Origin of the sequence: Myroides profundi (genome assembly GCF_000833025.1) — a bacterium.
In the GTDB taxonomy this organism is placed as follows: domain Bacteria; phylum Bacteroidota; class Bacteroidia; order Flavobacteriales; family Flavobacteriaceae; genus Flavobacterium; species Flavobacterium profundi_A.
In genome coordinates this window covers 2,649,272-2,671,592 of record NZ_CP010817.1, presented here as the reverse complement: position 1 = coordinate 2,671,592, position 22,321 = coordinate 2,649,272, and the positions used below count along the sequence as shown (strand labels likewise).

The window sequence follows — 22,321 nt, the reverse complement described above, 5'->3', positions numbered from 1 at the left end:
ATACACGTCACGGATTAAAAATCCGCGCCATCAGCGTAACGATTTCACACCTTCACGGCATCACAAAAAAACGATATCACAAAAGAGTTGATTAAAATACGTTAGGCTACTCGGAGCAATCTGAGTGGTAATAACAAAAGCCCTCAATGATGATGAGGGCTTTTTGTTATTTATGACTTGACAATCTTACCTACGGATACTGTGAATATACCATAGTTATCGATTAACATATTCTGTTTAAACACGCTGTTATATGCGAATAGTTTATCAAGTTCATACTGAGATCGTCTACGCATCACCCAGTCTGTATCTCTGTGACTCTTTAGTACAAAGGCAATTGTTTTTAATTGTGGGTGCCAAGGCTGTCCTGTGTAAACAATCACGCTGTTGTTAGTCGCTATACTACTTATTCCTTTGATTGTATTACAGATCATATCGTTATCATCAAATAATTCAAAAATACCTGAAATGATAGTAATATTCGGTTCAAAGTTGAATAGAGGATAGGTGTTTAGATCAAAACAATCATAGTTCGTAAAGCGAATACCAGTTAGATTGTGCTGTTTGATATAAGCTTCACCTACTTCAATATTCGAACGTTTAAAGTCATTAACTACTATTTCTGCATCAGGGTATTTTGCCTTAATGTCAAATAAGTAATTACCAGTACCTCCTGCTACGTCTAGTATCTTGATAGGTTGTCCTTGTTCTTGTAACAGGGCTATTTGTTTGTCTATTTGTTGTAATAGATGAACTTTTCGTTGGCGGATACCTGCCCATCCGATAGCGTTGAGGTAGTTCTTATCCATTATTTTACCGAAGCCTAGCTTTCCTTGAGGTGTGTTTTTATACACATAGTCTAGAGAGATACCAGAGTCAAAACCATATAACAGTCCTAATCGCATTCCTTCTGATAGAGGACCTATTACGCCTAATAGTTTCTTCTGGATTTTATAAGATAGCAATTCGACAGATGGCAATAGACCAAATAACATTTGGTAGTACTCATCAGTGGTAAACTTATCCGCTTTGAGGTTGATTTTTACTTTAGGAGCAGTAAAACTCTTCTCCATAAACTTAGCGATGTCTTTATACACTTGTTCTCTTCCTTTTTCAAATAAGATACCATGGAAGCTTTCTTTTAGTGTTTTAAACTCTCTTAAGTCACTACTTAGATTGTGAAAGAAGCGTTGTTGCCATTTGTTCTTTACTACATAGTCTTTCCCGGCTGAGAAGACAATAGTAGGTACAGTGATGGCAGCTGCATCATCTACAATGCGTTTTCCCGCATCTAATAAGTCTACAAGCATGCGCCCATTGATAAACTTCGTGATTAACGGGTCACTATCGTAAGCTACTTGTTGATCTTTTTCATGGGTTAATACCTTAGACTTTACATAACTTGTCACAATCATATCTGGCTTAAACTTAGTACCAAGGGCTATCATTTCTTTAGCCAAAGGAACGTATAATTTAATAGAGAATGCAGGAGCTAGTAGAGCCATACCTGCGATAGGTACAGCATAGTCATGTACCCATGCACTAGCGATTACCCCAGCGATACTATTGGCTACTACGAAAGTGTCGTGATAGTGTACCTGATAGGTCTGGTGTAGGTAATGAGCGAAGGCATCTAGGTCTCGCACATAGTCCATGAAGTTAGGAGATACTTCCTGTTCTGTATATCCATGCCCTCTAAAGTCAAAACTAAATACGTTATAATTAGCAAATGGAGCACTCTGTGCAAACTCCGCTAAACGAGCAGAATGCTCATGTCCACGATGTAGGACAATCATTGTTTTTTGTCCTTCTTTGTAATTCCAAGCTCGATAAAATATAGCTGCATTATCAAAGCTAGTGAATGTTCCTTCTATCATATATTAGTGTTTTTTATAGCAATTTATAATTTAAAGATAGCGTTTTGATTAATAGATTGTATATATGTCTGTGCATCTTTTTGTGTACAATCTGTGTAATAAGCGTAAACTAAGGCGGCTATAGTCATGCTTCTAGACAGTCCCATAGCACAGTGTATATAGATTACAGTATTGTTTTTTTTATTTTGATAAGCGTTAATAATATTTGTTACAATACGCTGAATATATTCTTGATTAGCCTGTCCTATATCTAAAAGCGGATAAAAGTGATAGGCAGAATGGTGTAATAAATAGCTGTTCTCTTTCATTTCAGCAGATAGGTCATACGTTATCACTTCACTTGAATCAAAATGAGCTGAAGCTTCTTTAGAAGAAAGTAAAGACCCGATATAGAGCTGAGGGATCATCTCTTTGACTTCTACAGGGTAATAGACTTTGTTCAGTCTTCTCAGAATATAATAAGTTGTGATATAAGGCAGTAGAGCAAGGTATTTCCACAAGCTAATCTGTCCTTGTTTATCTTTGATAAAATAGATATTGTTTTGAATATAAGCTGTGCCTATATAGATAAGGTTAGTCGCTATCCAAAGCAATAAAATAGAGGTATAGTGCTCAAGTGAATAACAAACAATACCCAATAGTATAGTCGCTAAAACAAAGTATATCAATCCTTTTTTAATATTGAGGTACAGGGCTTTCTCTTTGTTGGGTAGAAAGATAAAAGTGCCTAAACAAACTAGAATGGCTGTGATCAAATCAATGGTGTGATGCTGATAGACAAATAGTGTAGAGAGCGCTACTAAGACAAGCCAGATATGTAAGAAGACTTTGGTAAATACCTTAAATCTTCTAGTGTGTTCTACAACAGTCATAAACACAACTGCATAGGCTACATGTAGTGATGGAGCTTGATTATAATGTGTATCCCATGTCGTGATAAAGTCAAAAAGGGGGGTAAACAAAGCCACTGTATGCAAAGGCCTCTCTACTGTAAACTGAATAGGGAATGCAATAAACCCAATAAAAGCGACTATAGTGACTGCTAACATACGCTTAGTCAGTAATCTCAATTGATAAATAGAATCTACCCAATAAAAAACGAGTAAGAAGAACAGCCCACTAGTACTATAGGGAATGATCATCCATTCTATAAACGGGATATAGTGATCTATCGCTAAGGTGACAGACCAATCCAATGCTCTATATACAGAGTAATACTGTGCCATCATATATAAAATAATGAAGACAGCATAACAGAGAAGCATTGTTTTGGTTCGTTGTTTAAAAGTAGGAGTTATTTCTTCTTTTGCCATTTTGCTTTTTTGTGCATAATACATTGTAATATTCCTTTAGGGAATAGCTGTAAACAGCGAATTAGTCGATACATCTTTTTTGGAAAGACTATCAGTTCTTTGCCTTGTGTAATATCAGTATAAATGATATCAGCTGCTTCTGTAGGGGTGATAACATATTGTTTTTTAGAAAGATCATCACTATTGAGTTCTAGTAGTCTAGGTGTAGCGACATAACCAGGGTGTACACTGATGACTTTAATCCCTTTATCTCTATAGGCGCGTTGATACGCTTTGGTAAGTGCTACTACTGCTTGCTTACACCTTGTGTAGATTGTTGCTTCATTATAGTCTAAAAAGGTAGATATCGAAGCGATACAGACGATAGTTCCTCCATTGTTCTGCATACAGCCTCTCGCTACTTCTAATGCATTTAGGGTGGCTTTGATATTATTGTCTATCATGGCATTGGTATCTTCCCATGAAATATGCTCTAAGGCACTATCCGTATAATTACCTGCTCCTGCTATCAGTATATCAAGCTTAGTTTGACTAAATGTGTTTATCACATCTCGTAGTTGAGGTAAGTCTGTTGCATCTACTGTATAGACAGTTAGGTTAGTATGTACAGCGAAGTTATGTCCTTCTTTATGAGGATTACGACTGCCGATACCTACGCGGTAACCCTCTTGTAAATAGCGCTGAGCTAATGCCCATCCTATACCTGATGTACCTCCTGTGATAAAGACCGATCTCATTGTTTTAATGCATTAAGGACTACTTGATATCCATAGTCAAATTGTCTAAATATCTGTTCTTTACAGTCTTCTTTAGAGATGGGTAATTGTATTTCTAAAGCAAACTTTCTCCAATTAATCTTACGGCTTAGGTAGCCTCCAGAGAGTTTTTGTCTCATATCACTGGTGTCTAACCTATTGGCTTTGATAGCTGCTGCTTGTTGAAGTCGTTCATTTCCACTGTAGCCAAATACAGCTCTGACTAAGCCTTCTTCCATAGCAGAATAAGGAGCTTTGTGTTCTAGCCATATTTCGCTACCTAGTGTAGTGGCTAATTCGAAAGGGATAAGGTCTATCGCTCCTCCTAAATACTGTTTACCTCTATACTGAGCAGGTGCCATATAGAACATATCAGATGTACTAATTCGCATCGCTCTTAAGGACTCTACTTCTAGAAGTAATTCTGTATCTCTCTCGACTGCACTATTTGTGTCAAATTTATATTGATCAATATATTGGTGTAGTGAATCAAGAGGAACATTAGGAGTAGGAATAAGTATTTTCTTAAAGGCTTTCTCACCTTTTCTCTTTTTGTTCACTCGATCAGGTGTATACAATATCTCAGAACCAAGGGTAATGACCTCAGGTGCATCAGTATGTGTAGTTAGTAGAGAAGGGAACTTCTCATCTAGGTTTTGAGGCTGATCAACAAAATACTTACTAAACAGATCTAATAGATAGAGAGCATTCTCTTTTTTCTTACTGTGCTTGATACAGTAGTACGGAAGGCGGTCTAGTCTCGTCTGATTAGTCAAAAAGGTATTCATGGCAGCAGTCAGAAATTCGTCTGATGCTAGATATCCTTTAATAGCTTGGGGTGTATTAAAGGTGCGTATAATCGATGTAGAGATAGTTGCTCCACACGTTGAGATAATTAAGTCAGGACGAATATTGTGTTCGACCATCGCGACATATATCCCACAGTACATCACAAAGCGACTTCCGCCACCAGAGAACACCGCTACGCGATTATAAGGTTTTATTTGATCCATAACATGACAATATAAAATAGGGGAGTGGTGTATAATAAACTATCTACACGGTCTAGCAGTCCTCCATGTCCAGGAAGGAGTGTACCTGTGTCTTTGACATTTGCTTTTCGTTTAACTAAGGAGAAGGTTAGGTCTCCTAAAAAACCTAAAATACTTAATGCCATTGCCAATAGAATAGTCTTTAGCGTAATAGCTTCCCCGAATAGTAAATAGTACATCAGGTTAAATATACCTGTAGTCATCACAATACCACCTATAACGCCTTCTAGTGTTTTATTTGGGCTGATATGAGGTGTTATCTTAGTTTTGCCGAATAGCTTGCCAGCCATATATTGGCTTACATCATTTAACTCCATTGGGACAACTAATAGAATGAGATATTTATAACCTTCTTTTGCTAATCCGATATAGAATAATATCGCAGTAGATAGAAGGTAAAAGGACATGACAGCTAAGAAGAAAGAATGCGTTTTGTACTTTAGGTATATACCAGCAGAAACGATCATGCTTAAGCCAAGTATAGTAAGTAAACTCTCTTCAATACTTAATAGTAATAAACAAATAGTGATAATCAAGGTAGTCAATACAGCAACTCCTAATTTTAGGGATCCAATAGGAATGGCGAAAGTAAATAATTCTAGTTGTCCCCAGTAGATTAGGAACATAATGAACATTAATAAACTCAAGGGATGTAGTAGTGCTAAGCCAAATACTACAACGATATAACACCATGTCCTAACGCGTAGGGGTACATCTGCAAACTTTCCTTCCTTTGTCATCTATTGTGCGTTTTTAAGTGCTTTACGGCATCTTGTGATTGTGCTTAATAGTAATAGTAAATTGATAACGATAAATATATATAAAGATGCTCCGCTAAGATTAACACCTAAGAATAGGAGTAATCCATATATCCCCAATACTAATGCTCTATCGCTTTTACCCATAGGGCCATCATACCTTCTCTCTCCACCTAATATTTTTCCCATTAGCCCTGCGAATTCATTGATAATACTCAAGCCTATAAATAAAACAATCAAATAGGTACTCTCCGGTTGGAACTTTAATAAGGGAATAAATAAGATAAAGTCAGACAGGACATCACCTACCTCGTTGAGTAGTTCGCCTTTCTTAGAAGTCTGATTATACAATCTAGCCATCATACCATCTAGTGCATTTAGTGCCATGCGAATCAGTAGACCTATTGGCAAACACAAAAAGAAGAAATGGTAACTATCTGCATACCAAAATAGCAATGCTAATACAAAAGAGAAGACAATAGCAAATACAGTAATCTGGTTAGCCGTTATTCTCTTTTGATGTAATGCATGGAGAATAGGCATTAGCAATTTCTGAAAATAGGGCTTTATTTTATATACGGATATCATAGTTTACGATTTTATTAATAAAGGATTAACGGAATTATAATATTAAAAAACGTTAATGATTGTAGTTTTTTAATTATTTTATAGTGTTAAGGTTGTGGTTAATTTGGTTTTTGTAGTTAAAAATTGATTGAAAACTAAAAATATTATACAATAAAGTGTTATCTTTAATAGTGAAAAATAGAAATAACAAACATACTATTATAACAGTTAAGTGTGCTTATTTGTTATAAAAAAACTAAAAAAATATTGTGAAAAATGTGTGTTTGGCATTTTTGTTGATTTTAGATTATAAATAAAAGTAGTGAAAAATATCCCTTTTATACCAAGATTGTATTTACTCATTTGGGGATTATAGCTTACTACAGAAATCAATTACTCGTATGGCAAGTAAATTAGAACCTATCAAACCCGTACCAGCGTTAATCGCGGTCGCTATCACATTAATTATTTGGTTTGTTATCCCTGTTCCAGAAGGCGTTAGTCCTAATGCGTGGCAGTTGTTAGCATTATTCGTTGGAACTATCGCAGCTATTATTGGAAAGGCGCTACCTATTGGAGCGGTGTCTATTGTAGCGATAGCATTAGTAGCCATAACAGGTGTAACTAATCCAGGGAATTCTAAAGCAGCTTTAGCAGATGCTTTAAGTGGTTTTTCAAATGATTTAATCTGGCTTATTGGAGTGGCGGTGATGATCTCTATAAGTTTAAAGAAAACAGGCTTAGGTGCAAGGATAGGGTATTTCCTTATTTCATTGTTTGGTAAAAGAACACTAGGTATTGCGTATGCACTGTCTTTTGCAGAAACAATATTAGCTCCTGTAACACCAAGTAATACCGCAAGGGGAGGAGGAATTATACACCCTATTATGCGTTCTATAGCAGTGAGCTTTGGTTCTAAACCAGAGAAAGGGTCTGCCGAAAAGATAGGGCGTTATTTGGCATTAGTGAATTATAATGCAAACCCTATTACTTCAGCGATGTTTATTACGGCTACAGCTCCTAATCCATTGATTGTTAGTTTGGTTTTAGCAGGTACTACTGCAGGAATCACTATAACATGGGGAATGTGGGCACTAGCAGCTTTAGTACCAGGCCTTGTAGCTTTAATCGTGATGCCTTTAGTGATTTATATGATCTATCCACCAGAGATAAAGAAAACTCCTGATGCTCCAGTATTTGCTAAAAAGCAATTAGATGAGTTAGGACCTATTTCTTTACCTGAATATATCACAATGGGAGTGTTTACAATCTTGTTATTGTTATGGGCAGGAGTTCCAGCAATGATCTTTGGAGATACTTTTGCTGTTCAACCGACAGCTGCGGCTTTCTTAGGATTGGGAATTCTTATTGTCACAGGAGTATTAACTTGGGAAGATATATTAAAAAACACAGGGGCTTGGGATACGATAGTATGGTTTGCAGCTTTAGTGATGATGGCAGGTTTCTTAGGTAAACTAGGTTTGGTAGGATGGTTAGCTACAACAGTAGGAAAAGGTATTGCAGGATTAGGATTGTCGTGGATACCAGCTACGCTTATACTGCTTCTAGTATATGTATACTCTCACTATTTCTTTGCGAGTACTACAGCGCATATTACAGCGATGTTTGCAGCCTTTTTTGCTGCAGGTATAGCTCTTGGAGCACCTGAGATGTTATGGGCATTAGTACTAGGATTCTCATCATCTATAATGATGTCATTGACTCATTATGGTACAGGTACAGCCCCGATTATCTTCGGAACAGGATATACAACATTAGGAGAATGGTGGAAAGTAGGTTTTGTAACTAGTGTGGTTAACCTAATTATATTTATTCTAGTAGGGGGACTATGGTGGAAAGCACTAGGATATTGGTAAGAGAATAAGATTTATTATATAAGTAAAAGCCAGTCGAGATTGACTGGCTTTTGTTGTATAAATCAATGAAGTGTAATGAGAAATTAATTAAGTTAAAACTTATAGTTAAATGATAAAGTAGCTATTCGGCTATCCAGATCATATTTCTTGCGAATATTAGAATTGAAGTTATCCCCCGTTACATTATAGTTCACCGTGTTTAGAACATCTGTTACAGCTAGTTTAATAGTTGCTTTGTCTTCTAATAGGGCTTTAGATAAACCGATTGTTAAGTCAAAATAACTATCTCTTTTGTATAGACCTAAGTTTGACTTAGAGAAGTACTGTGCATTGACATCAGCTTTTAATCCTTTAACAATGGTAAAGTTGTTTTGAGAGTTAAAAGTGAAAGCTACTTGTGAACTATTGATTTCTGTTCCTTGATAGTTTCCTTCATATTTGTTGTTAAACAAGTTAAACATATTACTCATAGACCACCATTCTGTAGGGCTTACTGTACCTGTTACATTCGCACCATAGTGATAAGATTTGTTTAAGTTCTCTTGAGTACTTACTAAGATACCTGTATCTGCTTGGTAATTGTACACATTGGTCATCACATCATTCGTCACGCTGAAGTACACATTTGCAATCAGGTATTTACTCCATGTGTATCCTACCTCAGAAGCATGTGTTATCTCAGGTTTTAACTTAGGATTCCCTTGCCAATAGTTAAAAGGGTCATCATAAAAACGGAATGGGTTTAAGTCAAAGTGACTCGGTCTATTAATACGTTTACTATACGAAGCATAGAAGCCATGTGCATTATCTGTTTCGTATTTGATAGAGGCACTAGGGAATAGTTTAGTATAATCGTTTTTACTGTATTCTTTAGTCGTTTTTTGGTCTATTTCAGTTTGTGTAAACTCTGAACGCAGTCCTACCTGAAAACTCCAATGTTCTAAACTAAGCTTGTAGTTAGCATAAGCAGCGTGTATCTGTTCATTGTATTTATAGTGATTCGTTGAAGCAGGATCTACTTCCCATCCTGAGTTATTTTGAAATTCATAAACAGATGGATTGTCATTTGATTTGACAATTGACTTCCACCCTGTCTCTAAAGCATGCTTATCATCTAAAGGTAAGGTAAAGTCTAATTTACCATTAAATACCTTAAACTGTGATGGAATATATCCACGTCTATTTCTATATGGAGCATTTGAGTTGTTTAATAAAACTTCAGCTAATTGAGACTGTTCAGATCTAAACTTAGAAGTTTCATATTCTAAATCTACATCTACTTTACTACCGTTATCATTGAATAAATGAGTAGCAGTTAAGTTAAATGTATAATCATACCAATGCTCTTTATTTCCGTTGTCAGTATTAATATGCGAATTCAATTTTTCTACAGGCGCATAGATCATATTATACCCTTTAGAATAATCCTCATATCTCCCGATTTTAGCATCAAATAAGAAGCCCACAGTTGTTTTAGAAGAAAGAGAGTAATCCACTCCGAATTTGAAGTTATTAGAAGTAAGAGGCTCATTACTAGTGAAGCGTTGTTCACTATGTCTGTCTATTACAGAAGGATTAGCAGTGTTGTAGAAGTCTTGAAGATAATGTTTGTGTTCTTCTTCCCCTCTAAAAGTATAGCTATAGTCTCCAAATAGACTTAGTTTCTCATGAGTATAACCTAGATTGAATCCTGCATTAAGGCGGTTTTTACGTCCTCGCCCTGCATTGACAAAAGAGCTTCCTTTCAGCCCTTCCATTTTGTATTTCTTTAATACAATATTAATGATTCCTGCATTACCAGCTGCATCATACTTAGCAGATGGATTAGCAATAATCTCTATATTTTTGACTTGAGAAGAGTTGGTTGATCTCAAGAGATTAGCTAGTTCTTTTGCAGATAGAGAACTCAGTTTTCCATTTAGCATTACACTAACCCCTTTTTTACCTCTCAGAGATAATTCACCTTCTTGAGATACAACCACTCCTGGAGCTCTTCCAAGAACTTCAAGTACTGTACTTCCATCTGATAAAGCACTATTCTCTACACTAAACACCATTTTGTCAGCTTTCTGTTGGAATACAGGAGCTTTAGTAGTGATTAATACTTCCCCAAGGTTAGTATTAAATGCGTTGAGTATACTGTCTAATTGTGCTTCGGTTTGGGCATAGGTACCCAGGCTGCATAGTGATAGCAGCCATATATATGGTCTTTTCATTGTTTTAAAAATTATTTAGTAGTCTTTTTTTTATTGCGTCTTCCCCAATAGATAATAAAACCTGTAATAGGAAGAGAGGCACAGAATAAGCTAAGGATAAAAGCAATTATTTTTCCAGGCATACCAAAGAAAGCTCCTACGTGCAAATCATAAGTAGCACCAGTAGCTCGTTCTGCTAATAATCGTTCTCCATGAGATCTATTGAACAATAGCTCTCCAGAGTGTTCGTCAAATATCATGGTATGTGAGTCGTTATATTTGAACTCGTGATCTTTAACACGAATAGTCATATTGTCGTGATGATGATCAGCGTTCTCATGATCTTCTAAGTCAATACCAAAAGAGAAAGCATTAGGGTAGTGCTCTTTTACAGTAGCAGCTATGCGATCTACTGTTGTTGGAGTTTCCATAGACTCAGGAGCAGTAGTCTTATAATGACTAAAGTCTGGAGCATACATAGAAAACCCGTTGATTAAGAAGTAAACCCAACTCATCGTGACGCGGAAAGAGTACATAATTCCTGTAATAGCCACTATTAGTGCTAGAGCAGAAGAGTAAAATCCAAGGATATTGTGAACGTCATAATTCTTACGGCGCCAACCTTTTACTTTCTTCCATCTAAACCAAAAGCGTTGTTTACGCATATTCTTATTCTTAGGCCACCATAGTATAATCCCTGTGATTAGCATAATCACAAAGATTATAGTAGATACACCTACTATAGTACCTCCAACTGCATTACTAAGAAGTAATGAGCGGTGGAGAATCATAGTGAAGAAGAAAGGACTCTTCAATAGGTCATCGACAGCAATTACTTCTCCTGTATACTGATTGACATAGACTGTTTTAAAAATGAGATAAGTATCGAAATAATTCCATCCTTCTGGATTGGCTTTAAATAATCCAAATTGATAAGAACGAGTAGGATCCATTGGGATTGTTACTTCCTCTGCTGGAACTTCTTCGTTAACTAATTGTGCATTAACTAGTTCTTTTAGTTCACGAATAGGAATCGGTTTTTTATTTTCAATATCTTGTTCGCCATGATAGATCATGTCTTGTTTAAGATAGGTAGAGATATCCTCATTGAAGACAAAAACAGTTCCTGTAAGTGATACGATAAGTACAATTATACCTGACAGTAGTCCTAACCACAAGTGGAGTTTAAGCATATACTTTTTGAAAATCCCCTTGGTTTTCTTGGGCTTATCAGTTTGCATAATAATCAATTATTTAGATTTAATAAATATAATTAGGGTGTCGCAAATATATAATTATTTATAATCATTCTAAGTATAAGTTTGTCCTAAATGAGAAGTATTTTATAATAATTTGATTATTAGTAGGTATAAACAATATTTTGTAGGTTTTTATAGTTAGTTTAACCCAATATCCACATTAGATAAATACTACAAAATAATTCTAATTCATAGCTCTTTTTATCTAAATGCCTATTGTAATTTTACCTATCAGACTTATAGGTTTAACCCAGATTAAGCATTAGCCAAATACTGCAAAGTAATTCTACTTCATATCTCTTTCATTTCTTCTAAAACCATACTACAGTATGCTTTTTTCTTAAATTCAGAGCTATTTTGTATAATTACTTTTCGTTTATATGTCTATCGCTTAATCCGGGTTTAAAGAGAAAGGAATAATTGAAAAATCACTAATTTTGAATAAGGGTTTAAAAGTCTATATTACAGTGTTTTAAAAGGATTGAAATAAGAAATAGTGTATCTGTAAGAAAATAGTTTATAGGTGGATGTATGAAGTTTTATTTTCGTTTTTTGATTTTGCCATTGTATTTCTTTTTAATAAAGTTTACGAGAATCATAATAAAAGAAGAGGTAAAAGGCGATTTAGTTAGTTTTTGATAGGAGGGTAGTTCTTGTTAGGTAGACTTGGAGAATGTAATTAAATAAATATTATTCTTTCAAAATGTTTTTTAAGTCCATTCGTTCGCGTAAGAAGCGAATGACTAAAATATCTTTATTCTGTAGTATTTGATAGAATATAATATGTTTACCTATAGCAAAACCTAAGAGATGTGTATTGATTCTGTCGTAACTTTTTCCAAGAGTTGGATTATTAGTTATTTTCTGACAAGTTTCAATCAATAAAGTATAATATTTATTAGCTTGATGCTCAGACCATGCTTCAAAAGTATATGACCAAATTTCGGAGAGATCCTTAACCGTAAGGTTAGTCAAGATATACTTTGCCATTATTTCTATTTGTTAGCCTTTAAAGCTTTTAGATGGTTGTTAGGGTCAAAGTCTTCAGCGATTCCACTATCAATTCCTTCTTGTATAGCATTTCTTAATACTTGTATCTCATTTTCTTCTTTTTCAAGAAGACGTAGACCAGCACGAATGATCTCACTAGCATTTTTATAACGACCTTCATTTATTTTAGCTTCAACAAAATCTTCAAAGTAGTCTCCTAATGATACTGATGTATTACGTCCCATAACTTCTATTTTTATCAAAATTACCAAAATTTGGTAATTTTAGATAGCGCATTTACTTTTATTTAGTATTTATTTTCAGTGTGTTAGGAAGTTTAGAAGAAAAAAGAGTTGACTCAACTGAGTCAACTCTTGCGAATTACTTATTATGTATCAATCTAAACGACTACTTTGCAGCCCATATTTCTATTTCTAATTGAATCTCTGGCAATCCTAGTGCTGTGATATACCCAACAGTCATAGATGGATAATCTGTACCAAAAGTGTTATCCCAAACTTCGTAGAAGAAGTCCCAGTCTATCTCTTGTGTAGCCCAAATATTAACTTTAATGACATCATCAGCAGTTAGTTTTTGGCTACCTAATACTTGGATGATATTCATAAACGTGTTTTGTACTTGCGCATTAAATGTAGAAGGGATATTTCCCATCGCATCTGTACCTATTTGTCCTGAGAATGTATATAGATTAGCTCCTTTAGGAACCACAGTCACATGAGAATATCTTCCCACTGGAGCTGCTAAAGTGCTAGGATTTAGTCTTTGTATTTTTGTATTCATCCGCTATAAATTATTGTTTCACGCGCGAAATTAATCTATTGATTTTTGAATTTAAGTTTCCTAACTAACTTTAGCTTTTTTATAGTGTTTTTTTTAAGATAAATATGAAAAGGAGATAGATATAGCGTTGTTTATTGTATAAGTATTTGGTTTTTAATATCTTTGTGTTGTAAATTGTCATATTATGAAAACAATATCTGTATCAGAATTTAGAAAGAATATTAAAAAATATATTGAATTAGCTTCTAATGAAAAAATAGTTGTCAATAGAGGAGAAGGAAAGGCATTTTTAATTATTCCTATTGATCAAACAGAAGATGAAGAGTATGATGTTGATTTTGTACAAAAAGTTTTACGGGCAGAGAAAGACATCTTAGAAGGTGATTTCTTAGAGATAAAAGATGTAAAGAATTTATGGGCAGATATAAGTTAATTATTGGTAAAGAAGCCCAAAAACATCTATTGTTAATCAAAAGATCTGGTAACAAGAGTGATATAACAAAAATCGAGAATATTTTTGAAGAGTTACAGAGTAATCCTGAAGTAGGTATCGGTAATCCTGAAAAATTAAAACATGAACTAAGTGGTTTTTGGTCTAGACGGCTTAATTCTAAAGATAGAATAATTTATAAAATTGATGAGTTAAGTGTCATTGTAATGATTGTTTCTGCAAAGGGTCATTATTTTGATAAATAGATATTCTTAAAATTTTCTCTATACTGCGAGAGAGTTATTTGTTTATACTTTTTAAACAATTTAGTCAAATGACTATCATCTTTAAAGCCTAATTCAAAGGCTATTTCCTTTAAACCCAGATTATGCAATAGACATATAAACGAAAAGTAATTAAACAAAATAGGTCTGAATTAGTGATAAAAGCATACTATAGTATGGTTTTAGAGCTAATGAAAGAACTATGAAGTAGAATTGCTTTGTAGTATTTGGCTAATGCGTAATGTGGGTTAAACTATGAATTTAAGTTTCCTAACTAACTTTAGCTTTTTTATAAGATAAATGGCTGTTTTTAGGGGTAAACATGTTTTCTAATTTTAGTTATTTTTGCTCATCATGCTAAACAAAATAATATGGAAACTATTAATTATCAACTATTTTTAAAAGAGACATTACCTTTTGATAACTATTTGTTTTATAAAGCCTTAAAAGAGGAAGAAGTAATGGATTTGGAGTCAAGTATTTCAAAATCATTACCACCTTACTACAGAGAGTTCTTGTTAACGATAGGTATCTATCAAGATGTTATAGAAGGGCTATTCATCAATAAGAACGAATGGATAGAACAGAACGGGTATTTAGGTGAAGTAGAAGAGAACTATGTGATGATAGGGGATAATGGAGGTGAAGACTTTTGGTTGTTACGTACAGATGATACAGATGATCGAACAGTTTATAATTGGGTAGATGATGAAATAGAAGAAACTGGTTTTACTTTCGATGATCTATTGGAGAGATGTTTAAACAATTTGAAGGATGATAGTTTATGTAAATTAAGTAATGATAAAAAAGCTTTAAGAGTTCACTTCATTTTACGCCCTGAACAAGAGAATAAACTAAGTGAAGTATTGGGGATAGAATATACAGGAGAGTGGATAGAAGATATTCCTAATTTTGAAGATTTGAGAGATTATTTAAAAGATCAGGAGTTAAGTGTTTATAACATTAATGCAACATTAAATGGTCAATCTATTGAAATAAAAAAAGAATATAGTGATAAAACAAAAGAAGCTGTGTATACTTTTGGTTACAACGAATCTTTATTAGTGTTAAGAGAGAACTCTAAAATAGAAGAGTATCAATCTTTGATAAAAGAACAGTTTCACAACTCTTCTGTAAGCGTTTTGGATATTTATAATACCGATTTAACTGATTTAGTTTGGTAAGAAGTATATTATATTTTTTGGTGTTCTTTTTTATATTGCGAGGGAGTCATTTGTTTATATTTTTTAAACAATTTAGACAAATGACTTTCATCGTTAAAGCCTAGTTCAAAGGCTATTTCCTTTAATCTGGTATTGCTGTACTTAAGCCTAGTTTCTACTAACTTTAGCTTGTAATCTAATATATAGTCTTGTAGTGATATCCCTGTCTGTTTCTTAAAATATTCACCCAGATAGTTTTTAGAAATACTAAATTCACTGGCTAACGCCTCTAGAGTCAACTTCTCCTTATGCCCAATGTGTTGCTGAATATAAGTGATTATTTTCATAATATCTTGTGCCTTTCTATTCTCATTGACTTGCTCATAATCGTGTAGAATAAGGTTACGAGCCACAAGGTTGAGTAGGATAGAAATGCATTGTCTTATGATTAAATAATCTTGTGTATGGTTATTGTGCTCTCGTTGAATACTGAGCAATAACTGTTCTGCAAATACAGCATCTTCTTCAGACTGAAACACACATCCCGCTTTAGTATGGTAGTTATGTGTGATATAGGTCAGCTTATTGATATTATCACAAGTCTCTATGCGATCTGCCTCTGTGCGAATCTGAGTGATAAAGCTCTGAGGACATTCTATCACAAGGATTTGACCATCTTTACTTTCAAAAGAATACGGTGTATCAAAAGGAATAATAAACAACTTTCCCTTTTTAAAAGGGACTTTATGATCTTCATATCGACTCATCCCTTTTCCCTTTTGTATATACACGATAGTGAGATGCGCTTTTGGTTGTATACTAAAAACATCATCTATCAGTAGATGTTCTGTGATATGAATAGGATCGAAGGTGTTTTTAGAAGTCATATTGTTTACTGTAAAAACCTTTTAAAGTACAAGATAATTTGTATCTAGGGTGTTTCCTTTGCAAAGGAATAAAAATAAACAATATGAATGAATATAAAAATAGGTGGACTATTCTACGCTATTTAGTTATAGGAGCTTTTCTATCCCCTTTAGATTATTTTATTGTCAATATGGCACTGCCTGCTATTAAAGAATCGTTTCATGCAACAGAAAATCAATTGCAGATGGTCATTGCGATATACGGACTTACGTATGCTGCTCTGGTAGTCTGTAGTGGAAAGCTTGGCGATATATATGGTAGGAGAACTATCTTTACGACAGGGTTGTGGATATTCTTAATCTCCTCTTTGGCGTGTGCATTTTCTCCTTCTGTACAGATGTTGATTTTCTCTCGTTTTTTGCAAGGAATAGGAGCCTCTTTATTAGCTCCGCAAGTATTAGCATCTATTCGCATCCTTTTTGACGAATCAGAACGAGCAAAGGCTTTAGGACTTTTTGGTTCTGTATTTGGCTTAGCAGCTATAGTAGGACAGTTATTAGGCGGTGTACTATTAAATATTCATTTGTGGAATCTAACGTGGGAGATTATCTTTTTGGTTAATGTACCAGTGGTAGCTATATGTCTATACGGTATTTATACTACTATGCCTAAGGAGAAAATACAAAAACAGAAGTTAGACTGCGTAGGTGTAGTCCTTGTGATTAGTGCGTTACTTTGTTTTATCACTCCATTGATTTATGGGAGAACTTATGATTGGGCGTGGTGGATATTTGCTGTTATAGGAGGTAGTATAGCACTTGCTATTAGCTTTGTGAAGTATGAACAATATAGAGAGCAGCGCCAAAAACCTGTCTTGTTATCCATCTCCTTATTTGGTAATAAATCCTTTGCTTATAACCTGCCTATCATCTTGTTTTATAATTTTACAGCAGGGCTATTCATCTGCTATCCCTACTATTTACAGTCTTATCTAGGGTGGGATGTATTAATAGCTGGTATGGCTGTTTTGCCTTATGGAATAGGTTTCTTTTTAGGGCCTATCTTATTTGCGAAGGTAGATAAACAAGCTTCTTTTTGGATAAGATCAGGACTATTGTTATTATTAATTTCTTTCGTAGGGTTAGGTATATTATTTAGTCAATACGGTACACCGAATGCATTCATGCATTGCCTATTTTTATCAGCAGGACTTGGACACGGGCTGTTAATGCCTGTGATGATGAAAGAGAGTATTAAGTCCATAGCAGTAGATCAAGTAGGACAAGCATCAGGTATCGTGAGTACTACGATACAAGTAGGAAGTGTATTAGGAGGAGCGGTGATAGGTACTATATTCTTTAGTTTAAGTAGTACTTTAGACTATCCTAAAGCCTTTGGGATAGCAATAGCAGTAATAGGGTTAGTACAATTAATCAGCATAGGTTTTTATGCTCAAATCAATAAACAAAAATAAATAAGATGAGTAATTTAGAATTAGGAAAACAACAGGTAATAGACTTTCATATCAATATACAGACTTGGTTTAATGGTACAGCATCTAATAAAGAAGTGCTATATAAAGCTATCGTGAATACATTTGATCCTTCGTTTAAGATGACGAATGGAGACGGTAACTCGGTTAGTTATGATGCTTTTACACAATGGCTACCTACTGTATACGGTAAGTTTCCGACTAGACAAGTAGAGGTAAAAGAGCTAAAAGGATATGCTACTTTTAGCCATATCATCGTAGAGTATATCGAAATACAACAGACAGAGGGTATCAGAACAGAGAGAGAGTCCTCAGCAGTGTTTACGTTAAAAGATCAACAAGCAATATGGTATAACTTAATAGAGCGTTGGGTGTAATTTAATTAAGAATTTTAAATTAAAAATCATCATTGCGAATACAGTAGAGACTGATTATCATCCGTGCCCCCAAAACATGTCAATTAATTGTGTTTTGAATAGGATAAAGTATATAGGTATTTGCGTGAAGTCAGGAGACTTCGAACAGCTGGGATAAACGTATAACACAATCAATGTAGAGACTGATTATCATCCGTGTCCCGAAAAACATGTCAATTAATTGTATTTTGAATAGGATAAAATATATAGGTATTTGCGCGAAGTCTCCCGACTTCGCGCAGCAGTTTACGGTTCACTGTGAACCGTAAACTGTCCACCATAAACTACTTTCTATCAAGATCTGTAATCAACAAAGGATTGTCTTGGCGCAATTGTTCAAGTAGTTTCTCTGTCTCAGAAGTCTTAGGGTTTTCTAGTAAGGCATCATACTCTTTCTGGGTAATACCGACCATCTGTAAGAAGTCTATACGTCCATTAGGAGTGTCTAAAGAGCCTAATTCAGGGTCTAATGCAAAAGCGATGGCTACTAAATCTGTATCGTAATCCAAACGAATAGGGCTATTAGTAGGAATAAAGTGAAACTCTTCAAACCATTTTCCTGAGTTAAATACATATTTAGCCAAGTTGTTCATAAGGTTCATCGCCCAATGAAAGTTTTCATCCCCTTGTTTTTTTAGACGCATCGTCAATTCAAAACCATATCCACTAAAGTCATTGTCTACAGCCTCGTCATTATAATACAAGTCAGAGAATCCATAGGTAACGATATGGAAGTGGTCTGTTTGCTGATCACTATTATATACACTTAATCCATCTAGAGGGTTTTCTCCACCTAAAGAGTAAGGTAATGCATTGCCGAAATGCTGAGGTTCTTGTTCTCCATATTGTTTTGCTAAGTGATCAGAGATAGCGTCCCATCCCACTGCATCTTCTTCATTGTATTTTTGTTGGTATTCTTCTTTTGTCATTTTTTACTTTTTATGAGCGTTATTTTATGCGTCTTATAGCTTAACAAAAATAGTGTTTTTGTTAAAATAAAACAGATAAAAACAGTGTGTTACAATGGTGTAGTGTTAAAAAAGACGGCATAGCACAAAGTTGAAAGTTAAAACAAGAGATGTTATTAATAATAGAATTATCTTTAAGCATTCTAAAAAACAAGCATTAATTATATGAAAATAGCCATCGTATGCTATCCAACCTTTGGAGGTAGTGGTGTAGTAGCCACAGAATTAGGGTTGGAATTAGCGAAAAGAAATCACGAAGTGCATTTTATTACTTATAGCCAACCAGTGCGTTTAGCCTTGCTAAATCCTAATATATTTTATCACGAAGTAAATGTTCCTGAGTATCCATTGTTCCATTATCAGCCTTATGAACTTGCCTTGTCAAGTAAATTAGTGGATATGGTGAAACTATTCAAGATCGATGTACTGCATGTACACTATGCTATTCCTCATGCTTATGCAGGATATATGGCGAAGCAGATGTTGAAAGAACAAGGGATTAATCTACCAATGATTACAACACTACATGGTACAGATATTACTTTAGTAGGAAATCACCCGAACTATAAGACTGCAGTGAGCTTTAGTATCAATAATTCTGATTATGTGACTTCTGTATCTCAATCTTTAAAAGAATCTACTCATTGCCTATTTGGTACTGAAAAGGAGATTCATGTCATTCCTAACTTTATAGAGGTAAAAGAATTAGACTGTGAAGACACACCGTGTAAGCGTAGTGCTATGGCGGGTAAAGATGAGGTGATCGTAACGCATATCAGTAACTTCAGAAAGGTGAAACGCATCGAAGATGTAGTCTCTATCTTTTATGGAATCCAAAAAGAAAGACCTGCCAAACTGATGTTAGTAGGAGATGGACCTGAGAAAGAACGCGCAGAGCGCCAAGCATTAGAATTGGGAATCTATGATAAGATTATCTTCTTTGGGAATAGTAATGAGATAGAGCATATCTTGTCTTATTCTGATTTATTCTTATTGCCATCAGAGACAGAGAGCTTCGGTCTAGCAGCTTTAGAAGCGATGGCGATGGGAGTACCAGTTATCTCTAGTAATACGGGAGGTCTTCCTGAGGTGAATGAGCATGGAGTATCAGGGTACCTGAGCGATGTAGGGGATGTAGAGGATATGGTAGCGAATGCATTGAAGATCGTAAAAGATCAAGATACGCTATGTGGTTTTAAAGAACGCGCAAGAGAAGTAGCGAAGAAATTCAGTATAGATAAAGTAGTACCTCTATACGAAGATATTTATCGTGCTGCGATAGAGAAGAAGTAAGAATACTTTAAATAGAAAAGGGAGTCAATTGATTGACTCCCTTTTTATTTGCTGTGTATTTTGGTATCATCTTCTTTATCAGTAAACCAAAGTACGAATACCTCTACTTAGCATAGATAACCATACTAGGGTTATATTCTTTTGTATTATATAAAGTTAACCTTTGTGCAGTATTATTGATAGGGTAAAAGAACTGGATATCTGCTACTAAAAGTTCAAATTTTTCATCCGTATCAATACAATTACACAACCAGTCAGTTTCGTTTACAATAGGATCATGTATTGAAAACTCTATATTTAGCTCTCTAAGTGGTCCTTCTTTGGATAAGTCGTTGTCAGGGTGTATCGCAAAGGCTCTAATGCGCAGGAGTGCATCTGTACAACCTTTTGGGAAGACTACTTGCTCTTTTGGGATAAAAGAAGGTATCCGTATTGGCAGTACTTCTTTGTCTGTGTGTTGTACAATAATTCTTTCGAGGAAAGTGTCTTTAAACAGAGCTTTTCTATTGAACTCAAAACCTTCGAGTGCTTTACAATTGACCGAAAAAATCGACCTTTGTTTAAAATCAATCTTATCCTCCTGGTGCATGATACTCATGAGTTGCCCTAAAAAACGAGAATGCATATAGCTCTCATGTCTTTTGTTTAAATGAATCTCGATTACCTGTCGAATAAAGGAAGAGTTATGAGATACACTTCGCATTAATTTTGCATTGTGGTTTTTTGATTTGTCTTGTTTTGAACGATTAGGCCTTGTTTGCAATATCTGCTTGCCTCTGTGTTCTTTTCCATAAATAGGTCCTATTATACCTACTAGGAGTTTTTTGGAATTAATTCTAGCCATAATGTTGTTGGTTTTAATGGTTGATAATAAGTGTTTTATATCAAAAACCGAGCCGAATGTTCAGCATCTGATGGTAGAATTATAGTATAGTGATCGCATTATTTTATAGCTTAATTATGTGACCACTATGCGATAAGTATCCGATAGGTATGCAATCAGTGCCATTAAAAAGTAATGCTTACCTATTTGTTTAAAAATACTTCTGTATAAAAAAAGGGTTATTCTAATCATGAGAATAACCCTTTTTAGGATATATAAATAACTAAGCTTCTTTCTTCGTGCTAAATATAGTAGAGCCTACACTAGCAGTAATCACACAGGCTATAGAGATCCACTGTGTCATGGTGAGGTGTTCTTTTAAGAATAGAAGACCTGACATGGCTGCAAAGGCAGGTTGTAAACTAGTAAGGATACTGAATGTCTTCGCTGGTAACTTCTTTAGCGCGACTAAATCTAAAGAGAAAGGTAAGGCACTAGATAAAATAGCGACTAATACACCTAGTCCTAAGCTACCCCAGGTCAACTTCTCTAGTCCTCCCATAAATAAGGCTACAGGGACTACGATAAACGTAGCGAATACAAGACCTACTGATACTGCATGGTTTGTATTCATTTCTTTAGAGACTTTACTTCCCATCACGATATAACACGCCCAAAATACACCTGCTGTAGCGGCTAATCCTAGTCCTATAATATCTACATTGTTAGTCTGCCACGGAACGATCAATAAGATCCCTGCACAAGCAAATAAAGCCCATACGATATCTAATACTTTTCGAGATAAGAATAGGGCTAGAAATAAAGGCCCTATAAACTCTATCGTTACTCCTAGTCCTAATGGAATGCGCTGTATAGCGAGATAGAAGATCATATTCATCAAGGCGATAGAACCTCCAAATAGCCCACAGTACAACCATTCTTTTTTAGAGAACTTCGAAATCTTTGGACGATTAATAATATTAAGGAATATAGCTGATATGCCTATTCTCAAAGCGGTCGTTCCGGTAGCTCCAACTACAGGAAATAATTGCTTGGCTACAGATGCTCCCCCTTGTACACACATCATAGAGGTCAGGGCAGCAGCAACTGAAGATGCTGTAGTGTTTTTTTTCATTTATAA

General features: G+C 34.9%; 23 protein-coding genes. 7 read left to right on the top strand and 16 right to left on the bottom strand.

Features of this window, described 5'->3' with window-relative positions; genetic code table 11:
* Nucleotides 1–170: 170 nt before the first annotated feature.
* Genes MPR_RS11775 through MPR_RS11750 form a run of 6 tightly spaced genes read right to left on the bottom strand, consistent with a single transcriptional unit; the run spans nt 171 to nt 6,343 of the window.
* A complete protein-coding gene (locus tag MPR_RS11775) occupies nt 171–1,877 on the bottom strand; it encodes a bifunctional alpha/beta hydrolase/class I SAM-dependent methyltransferase (protein WP_041892835.1) in 1,707 nt (568 codons plus the stop codon).
* A 23-nt stretch (nt 1,878–1,900) separates the two neighbouring features.
* A complete protein-coding gene (locus MPR_RS11770; RefSeq protein ID WP_041895470.1) occupies nt 1,901–3,190 on the bottom strand; it encodes a dual specificity protein phosphatase family protein in 1,290 nt (429 codons plus the stop codon).
* Nucleotides 3,172–3,927, bottom strand: a complete 756-nt coding sequence (locus MPR_RS11765; protein WP_041892833.1) for an SDR family oxidoreductase — start codon at nt 3,925–3,927, stop codon at nt 3,172–3,174. The genes MPR_RS11770 and MPR_RS11765 overlap by 19 nt, the downstream gene beginning before the upstream one ends.
* Nucleotides 3,924–4,958: a patatin-like phospholipase domain-containing protein gene (locus MPR_RS11760; protein ID WP_041892831.1), complete on the bottom strand. Its 1,035-nt coding sequence runs from the start codon at nt 4,956–4,958 to the stop codon at nt 3,924–3,926. The genes MPR_RS11765 and MPR_RS11760 overlap by 4 nt, the downstream gene beginning before the upstream one ends.
* Nucleotides 4,946–5,737 carry a phosphatidate cytidylyltransferase gene (locus MPR_RS11755; RefSeq protein WP_041892829.1) on the bottom strand — a complete coding sequence of 264 codons (792 nt, stop codon included), beginning with the start codon at nt 5,735–5,737 and terminating at the stop codon, nt 4,946–4,948. Before MPR_RS11755 ends, MPR_RS11760 begins: the two co-directional genes overlap by 13 nt.
* A complete protein-coding gene (locus tag MPR_RS11750; RefSeq protein ID WP_041892826.1) occupies nt 5,738–6,343 on the bottom strand; it encodes a CDP-alcohol phosphatidyltransferase family protein in 606 nt (201 codons plus the stop codon). It abuts the gene before it with no gap.
* 380 nt (nt 6,344–6,723) lie between these two features.
* Between MPR_RS11750 and MPR_RS11745 the strand changes: the two genes are divergently transcribed.
* Nucleotides 6,724–8,199 (top strand): DASS family sodium-coupled anion symporter, encoded by a 1,476-nt coding sequence (locus MPR_RS11745; protein WP_039330078.1) that lies wholly within the window; start codon nt 6,724–6,726, stop codon nt 8,197–8,199.
* 92 nt (nt 8,200–8,291) lie between these two features.
* On the opposite strand, the gene MPR_RS11740 is transcribed toward MPR_RS11745, so the two are convergent.
* The 5 genes from MPR_RS11740 to MPR_RS11720 form a co-directional block, all read right to left on the bottom strand.
* A complete protein-coding gene (locus MPR_RS11740) occupies nt 8,292–10,415 on the bottom strand; it encodes an outer membrane beta-barrel family protein (RefSeq protein WP_041892823.1) in 2,124 nt (707 codons plus the stop codon).
* An 11-nt stretch (nt 10,416–10,426) separates the two neighbouring features.
* Nucleotides 10,427–11,635, bottom strand: a complete 1,209-nt coding sequence (locus MPR_RS11735) for a PepSY-associated TM helix domain-containing protein (protein ID WP_041892822.1) — start codon at nt 11,633–11,635, stop codon at nt 10,427–10,429.
* 708 nt (nt 11,636–12,343) lie between these two features.
* Nucleotides 12,344–12,643 (bottom strand): type II toxin-antitoxin system RelE/ParE family toxin, encoded by a 300-nt coding sequence (locus MPR_RS11730; RefSeq protein ID WP_041892821.1) that lies wholly within the window; start codon nt 12,641–12,643, stop codon nt 12,344–12,346.
* Nucleotides 12,644–12,648: 5 nt separating this feature from the next.
* The gene (locus tag MPR_RS11725; RefSeq protein ID WP_041892819.1) at nt 12,649–12,888 is read right to left on the bottom strand and encodes a type II toxin-antitoxin system ParD family antitoxin; all 240 of its coding nucleotides are present in this window, start codon (nt 12,886–12,888) and stop codon (nt 12,649–12,651) included.
* A 163-nt stretch (nt 12,889–13,051) separates the two neighbouring features.
* Nucleotides 13,052–13,444: a RidA family protein gene (locus MPR_RS11720; protein WP_016649073.1), complete on the bottom strand. Its 393-nt coding sequence runs from the start codon at nt 13,442–13,444 to the stop codon at nt 13,052–13,054.
* Between the two features lie 184 nt (nt 13,445–13,628).
* Here MPR_RS11720 and MPR_RS11715 point away from each other — a divergent pair, with 184 nt between their 5' ends.
* Together MPR_RS11715 and MPR_RS11710 are read left to right on the top strand one after the other, a co-directional pair.
* The gene (locus MPR_RS11715) at nt 13,629–13,877 is read left to right on the top strand and encodes a type II toxin-antitoxin system Phd/YefM family antitoxin (protein WP_041892816.1); all 249 of its coding nucleotides are present in this window, start codon (nt 13,629–13,631) and stop codon (nt 13,875–13,877) included.
* Nucleotides 13,859–14,140 carry a Txe/YoeB family addiction module toxin gene (locus MPR_RS11710; protein WP_041892814.1) on the top strand — a complete coding sequence of 94 codons (282 nt, stop codon included), beginning with the start codon at nt 13,859–13,861 and terminating at the stop codon, nt 14,138–14,140. Before MPR_RS11715 ends, MPR_RS11710 begins: the two co-directional genes overlap by 19 nt.
* Here MPR_RS11710 and MPR_RS18420 read toward each other — a convergent pair.
* Nucleotides 14,125–14,268 (bottom strand): helix-turn-helix domain-containing protein, encoded by a 144-nt coding sequence (locus tag MPR_RS18420; protein WP_235280443.1) that lies wholly within the window; start codon nt 14,266–14,268, stop codon nt 14,125–14,127. The genes MPR_RS11710 and MPR_RS18420 overlap by 16 nt on opposite strands.
* Before the next feature lie 261 nt (nt 14,269–14,529).
* Between MPR_RS18420 and MPR_RS11705 the strand changes: the two genes are divergently transcribed.
* The gene (locus MPR_RS11705; protein ID WP_041892812.1) at nt 14,530–15,342 is read left to right on the top strand and encodes an SMI1/KNR4 family protein; all 813 of its coding nucleotides are present in this window, start codon (nt 14,530–14,532) and stop codon (nt 15,340–15,342) included.
* A gap of 8 nt (nt 15,343–15,350) precedes the next feature.
* On the opposite strand, the gene MPR_RS11700 is transcribed toward MPR_RS11705, so the two are convergent.
* Nucleotides 15,351–16,208: a helix-turn-helix domain-containing protein gene (locus MPR_RS11700; RefSeq protein ID WP_041892809.1), complete on the bottom strand. Its 858-nt coding sequence runs from the start codon at nt 16,206–16,208 to the stop codon at nt 15,351–15,353.
* A gap of 83 nt (nt 16,209–16,291) precedes the next feature.
* On the opposite strand from MPR_RS11700, the gene MPR_RS11695 reads away from it, so the two are divergent.
* Nucleotides 16,292–17,662 carry an MFS transporter gene (locus MPR_RS11695; RefSeq protein ID WP_041892807.1) on the top strand — a complete coding sequence of 457 codons (1,371 nt, stop codon included), beginning with the start codon at nt 16,292–16,294 and terminating at the stop codon, nt 17,660–17,662.
* A 5-nt stretch (nt 17,663–17,667) separates the two neighbouring features.
* The gene (locus MPR_RS11690) at nt 17,668–18,057 is read left to right on the top strand and encodes a hypothetical protein (RefSeq protein WP_041892805.1); all 390 of its coding nucleotides are present in this window, start codon (nt 17,668–17,670) and stop codon (nt 18,055–18,057) included.
* Nucleotides 18,058–18,380: 323 nt separating this feature from the next.
* On the opposite strand, the gene MPR_RS11685 is transcribed toward MPR_RS11690, so the two are convergent.
* Nucleotides 18,381–19,025 carry a suppressor of fused domain protein gene (locus MPR_RS11685; protein WP_041892803.1) on the bottom strand — a complete coding sequence of 215 codons (645 nt, stop codon included), beginning with the start codon at nt 19,023–19,025 and terminating at the stop codon, nt 18,381–18,383.
* Nucleotides 19,026–19,229: 204 nt separating this feature from the next.
* Here MPR_RS11685 and bshA point away from each other — a divergent pair, with 204 nt between their 5' ends.
* Entirely contained in the window at nt 19,230–20,357 is a 1,128-nt protein-coding gene (gene bshA, locus MPR_RS11680; protein WP_041892801.1) for an N-acetyl-alpha-D-glucosaminyl L-malate synthase BshA, read from the top strand.
* A gap of 103 nt (nt 20,358–20,460) precedes the next feature.
* On the opposite strand, the gene MPR_RS11675 is transcribed toward bshA, so the two are convergent.
* A complete protein-coding gene (locus tag MPR_RS11675; protein ID WP_041892799.1) occupies nt 20,461–21,201 on the bottom strand; it encodes a hypothetical protein in 741 nt (246 codons plus the stop codon).
* A 262-nt stretch (nt 21,202–21,463) separates the two neighbouring features.
* On the bottom strand, nt 21,464–22,315 hold the full coding sequence (locus tag MPR_RS11670) for an EamA family transporter (protein ID WP_039330060.1): 852 nt from the start codon (nt 22,313–22,315) through the stop codon (nt 21,464–21,466).
* Nucleotides 22,316–22,321 lie beyond the last annotated feature (6 nt).

Coding starts and splice junctions, on each gene's coding strand:
- MPR_RS11755 (WP_041892829.1), bottom strand. CDS start 5,737: ATGACAAAGGAAGGAAAGTTTGCAGATGTACCCCTACGCGTTAGGACA.
- MPR_RS11760 (WP_041892831.1), bottom strand. CDS start 4,958: ATGGATCAAATAAAACCTTATAATCGCGTAGCGGTGTTCTCTGGTGGC.
- MPR_RS11715 (WP_041892816.1), top strand. CDS start 13,629: ATGAAAACAATATCTGTATCAGAATTTAGAAAGAATATTAAAAAATAT.
- MPR_RS11685 (WP_041892803.1), bottom strand. CDS start 19,025: ATGACAAAAGAAGAATACCAACAAAAATACAATGAAGAAGATGCAGTG.
- MPR_RS11725 (WP_041892819.1), bottom strand. CDS start 12,888: ATGGGACGTAATACATCAGTATCATTAGGAGACTACTTTGAAGATTTT.
- MPR_RS11720 (WP_016649073.1), bottom strand. CDS start 13,444: ATGAATACAAAAATACAAAGACTAAATCCTAGCACTTTAGCAGCTCCA.
- MPR_RS11705 (WP_041892812.1), top strand. CDS start 14,530: ATGGAAACTATTAATTATCAACTATTTTTAAAAGAGACATTACCTTTT.
- MPR_RS11770 (WP_041895470.1), bottom strand. CDS start 3,190: ATGGCAAAAGAAGAAATAACTCCTACTTTTAAACAACGAACCAAAACA.
- MPR_RS11690 (WP_041892805.1), top strand. CDS start 17,668: ATGAGTAATTTAGAATTAGGAAAACAACAGGTAATAGACTTTCATATC.
- MPR_RS11775 (WP_041892835.1), bottom strand. CDS start 1,877: ATGATAGAAGGAACATTCACTAGCTTTGATAATGCAGCTATATTTTAT.
- MPR_RS11765 (WP_041892833.1), bottom strand. CDS start 3,927: ATGAGATCGGTCTTTATCACAGGAGGTACATCAGGTATAGGATGGGCA.
- MPR_RS11750 (WP_041892826.1), bottom strand. CDS start 6,343: ATGATATCCGTATATAAAATAAAGCCCTATTTTCAGAAATTGCTAATG.
- MPR_RS11730 (WP_041892821.1), bottom strand. CDS start 12,643: ATGGCAAAGTATATCTTGACTAACCTTACGGTTAAGGATCTCTCCGAA.
- MPR_RS11745 (WP_039330078.1), top strand. CDS start 6,724: ATGGCAAGTAAATTAGAACCTATCAAACCCGTACCAGCGTTAATCGCG.
- MPR_RS11675 (WP_041892799.1), bottom strand. CDS start 21,201: ATGGCTAGAATTAATTCCAAAAAACTCCTAGTAGGTATAATAGGACCT.
- MPR_RS11695 (WP_041892807.1), top strand. CDS start 16,292: ATGAATGAATATAAAAATAGGTGGACTATTCTACGCTATTTAGTTATA.
- MPR_RS11670 (WP_039330060.1), bottom strand. CDS start 22,315: ATGAAAAAAAACACTACAGCATCTTCAGTTGCTGCTGCCCTGACCTCT.
- MPR_RS11710 (WP_041892814.1), top strand. CDS start 13,859: ATGGGCAGATATAAGTTAATTATTGGTAAAGAAGCCCAAAAACATCTA.
- bshA (WP_041892801.1), top strand. CDS start 19,230: ATGAAAATAGCCATCGTATGCTATCCAACCTTTGGAGGTAGTGGTGTA.
- MPR_RS11735 (WP_041892822.1), bottom strand. CDS start 11,635: ATGCAAACTGATAAGCCCAAGAAAACCAAGGGGATTTTCAAAAAGTAT.
- MPR_RS11700 (WP_041892809.1), bottom strand. CDS start 16,208: ATGACTTCTAAAAACACCTTCGATCCTATTCATATCACAGAACATCTA.
- MPR_RS11740 (WP_041892823.1), bottom strand. CDS start 10,415: ATGAAAAGACCATATATATGGCTGCTATCACTATGCAGCCTGGGTACC.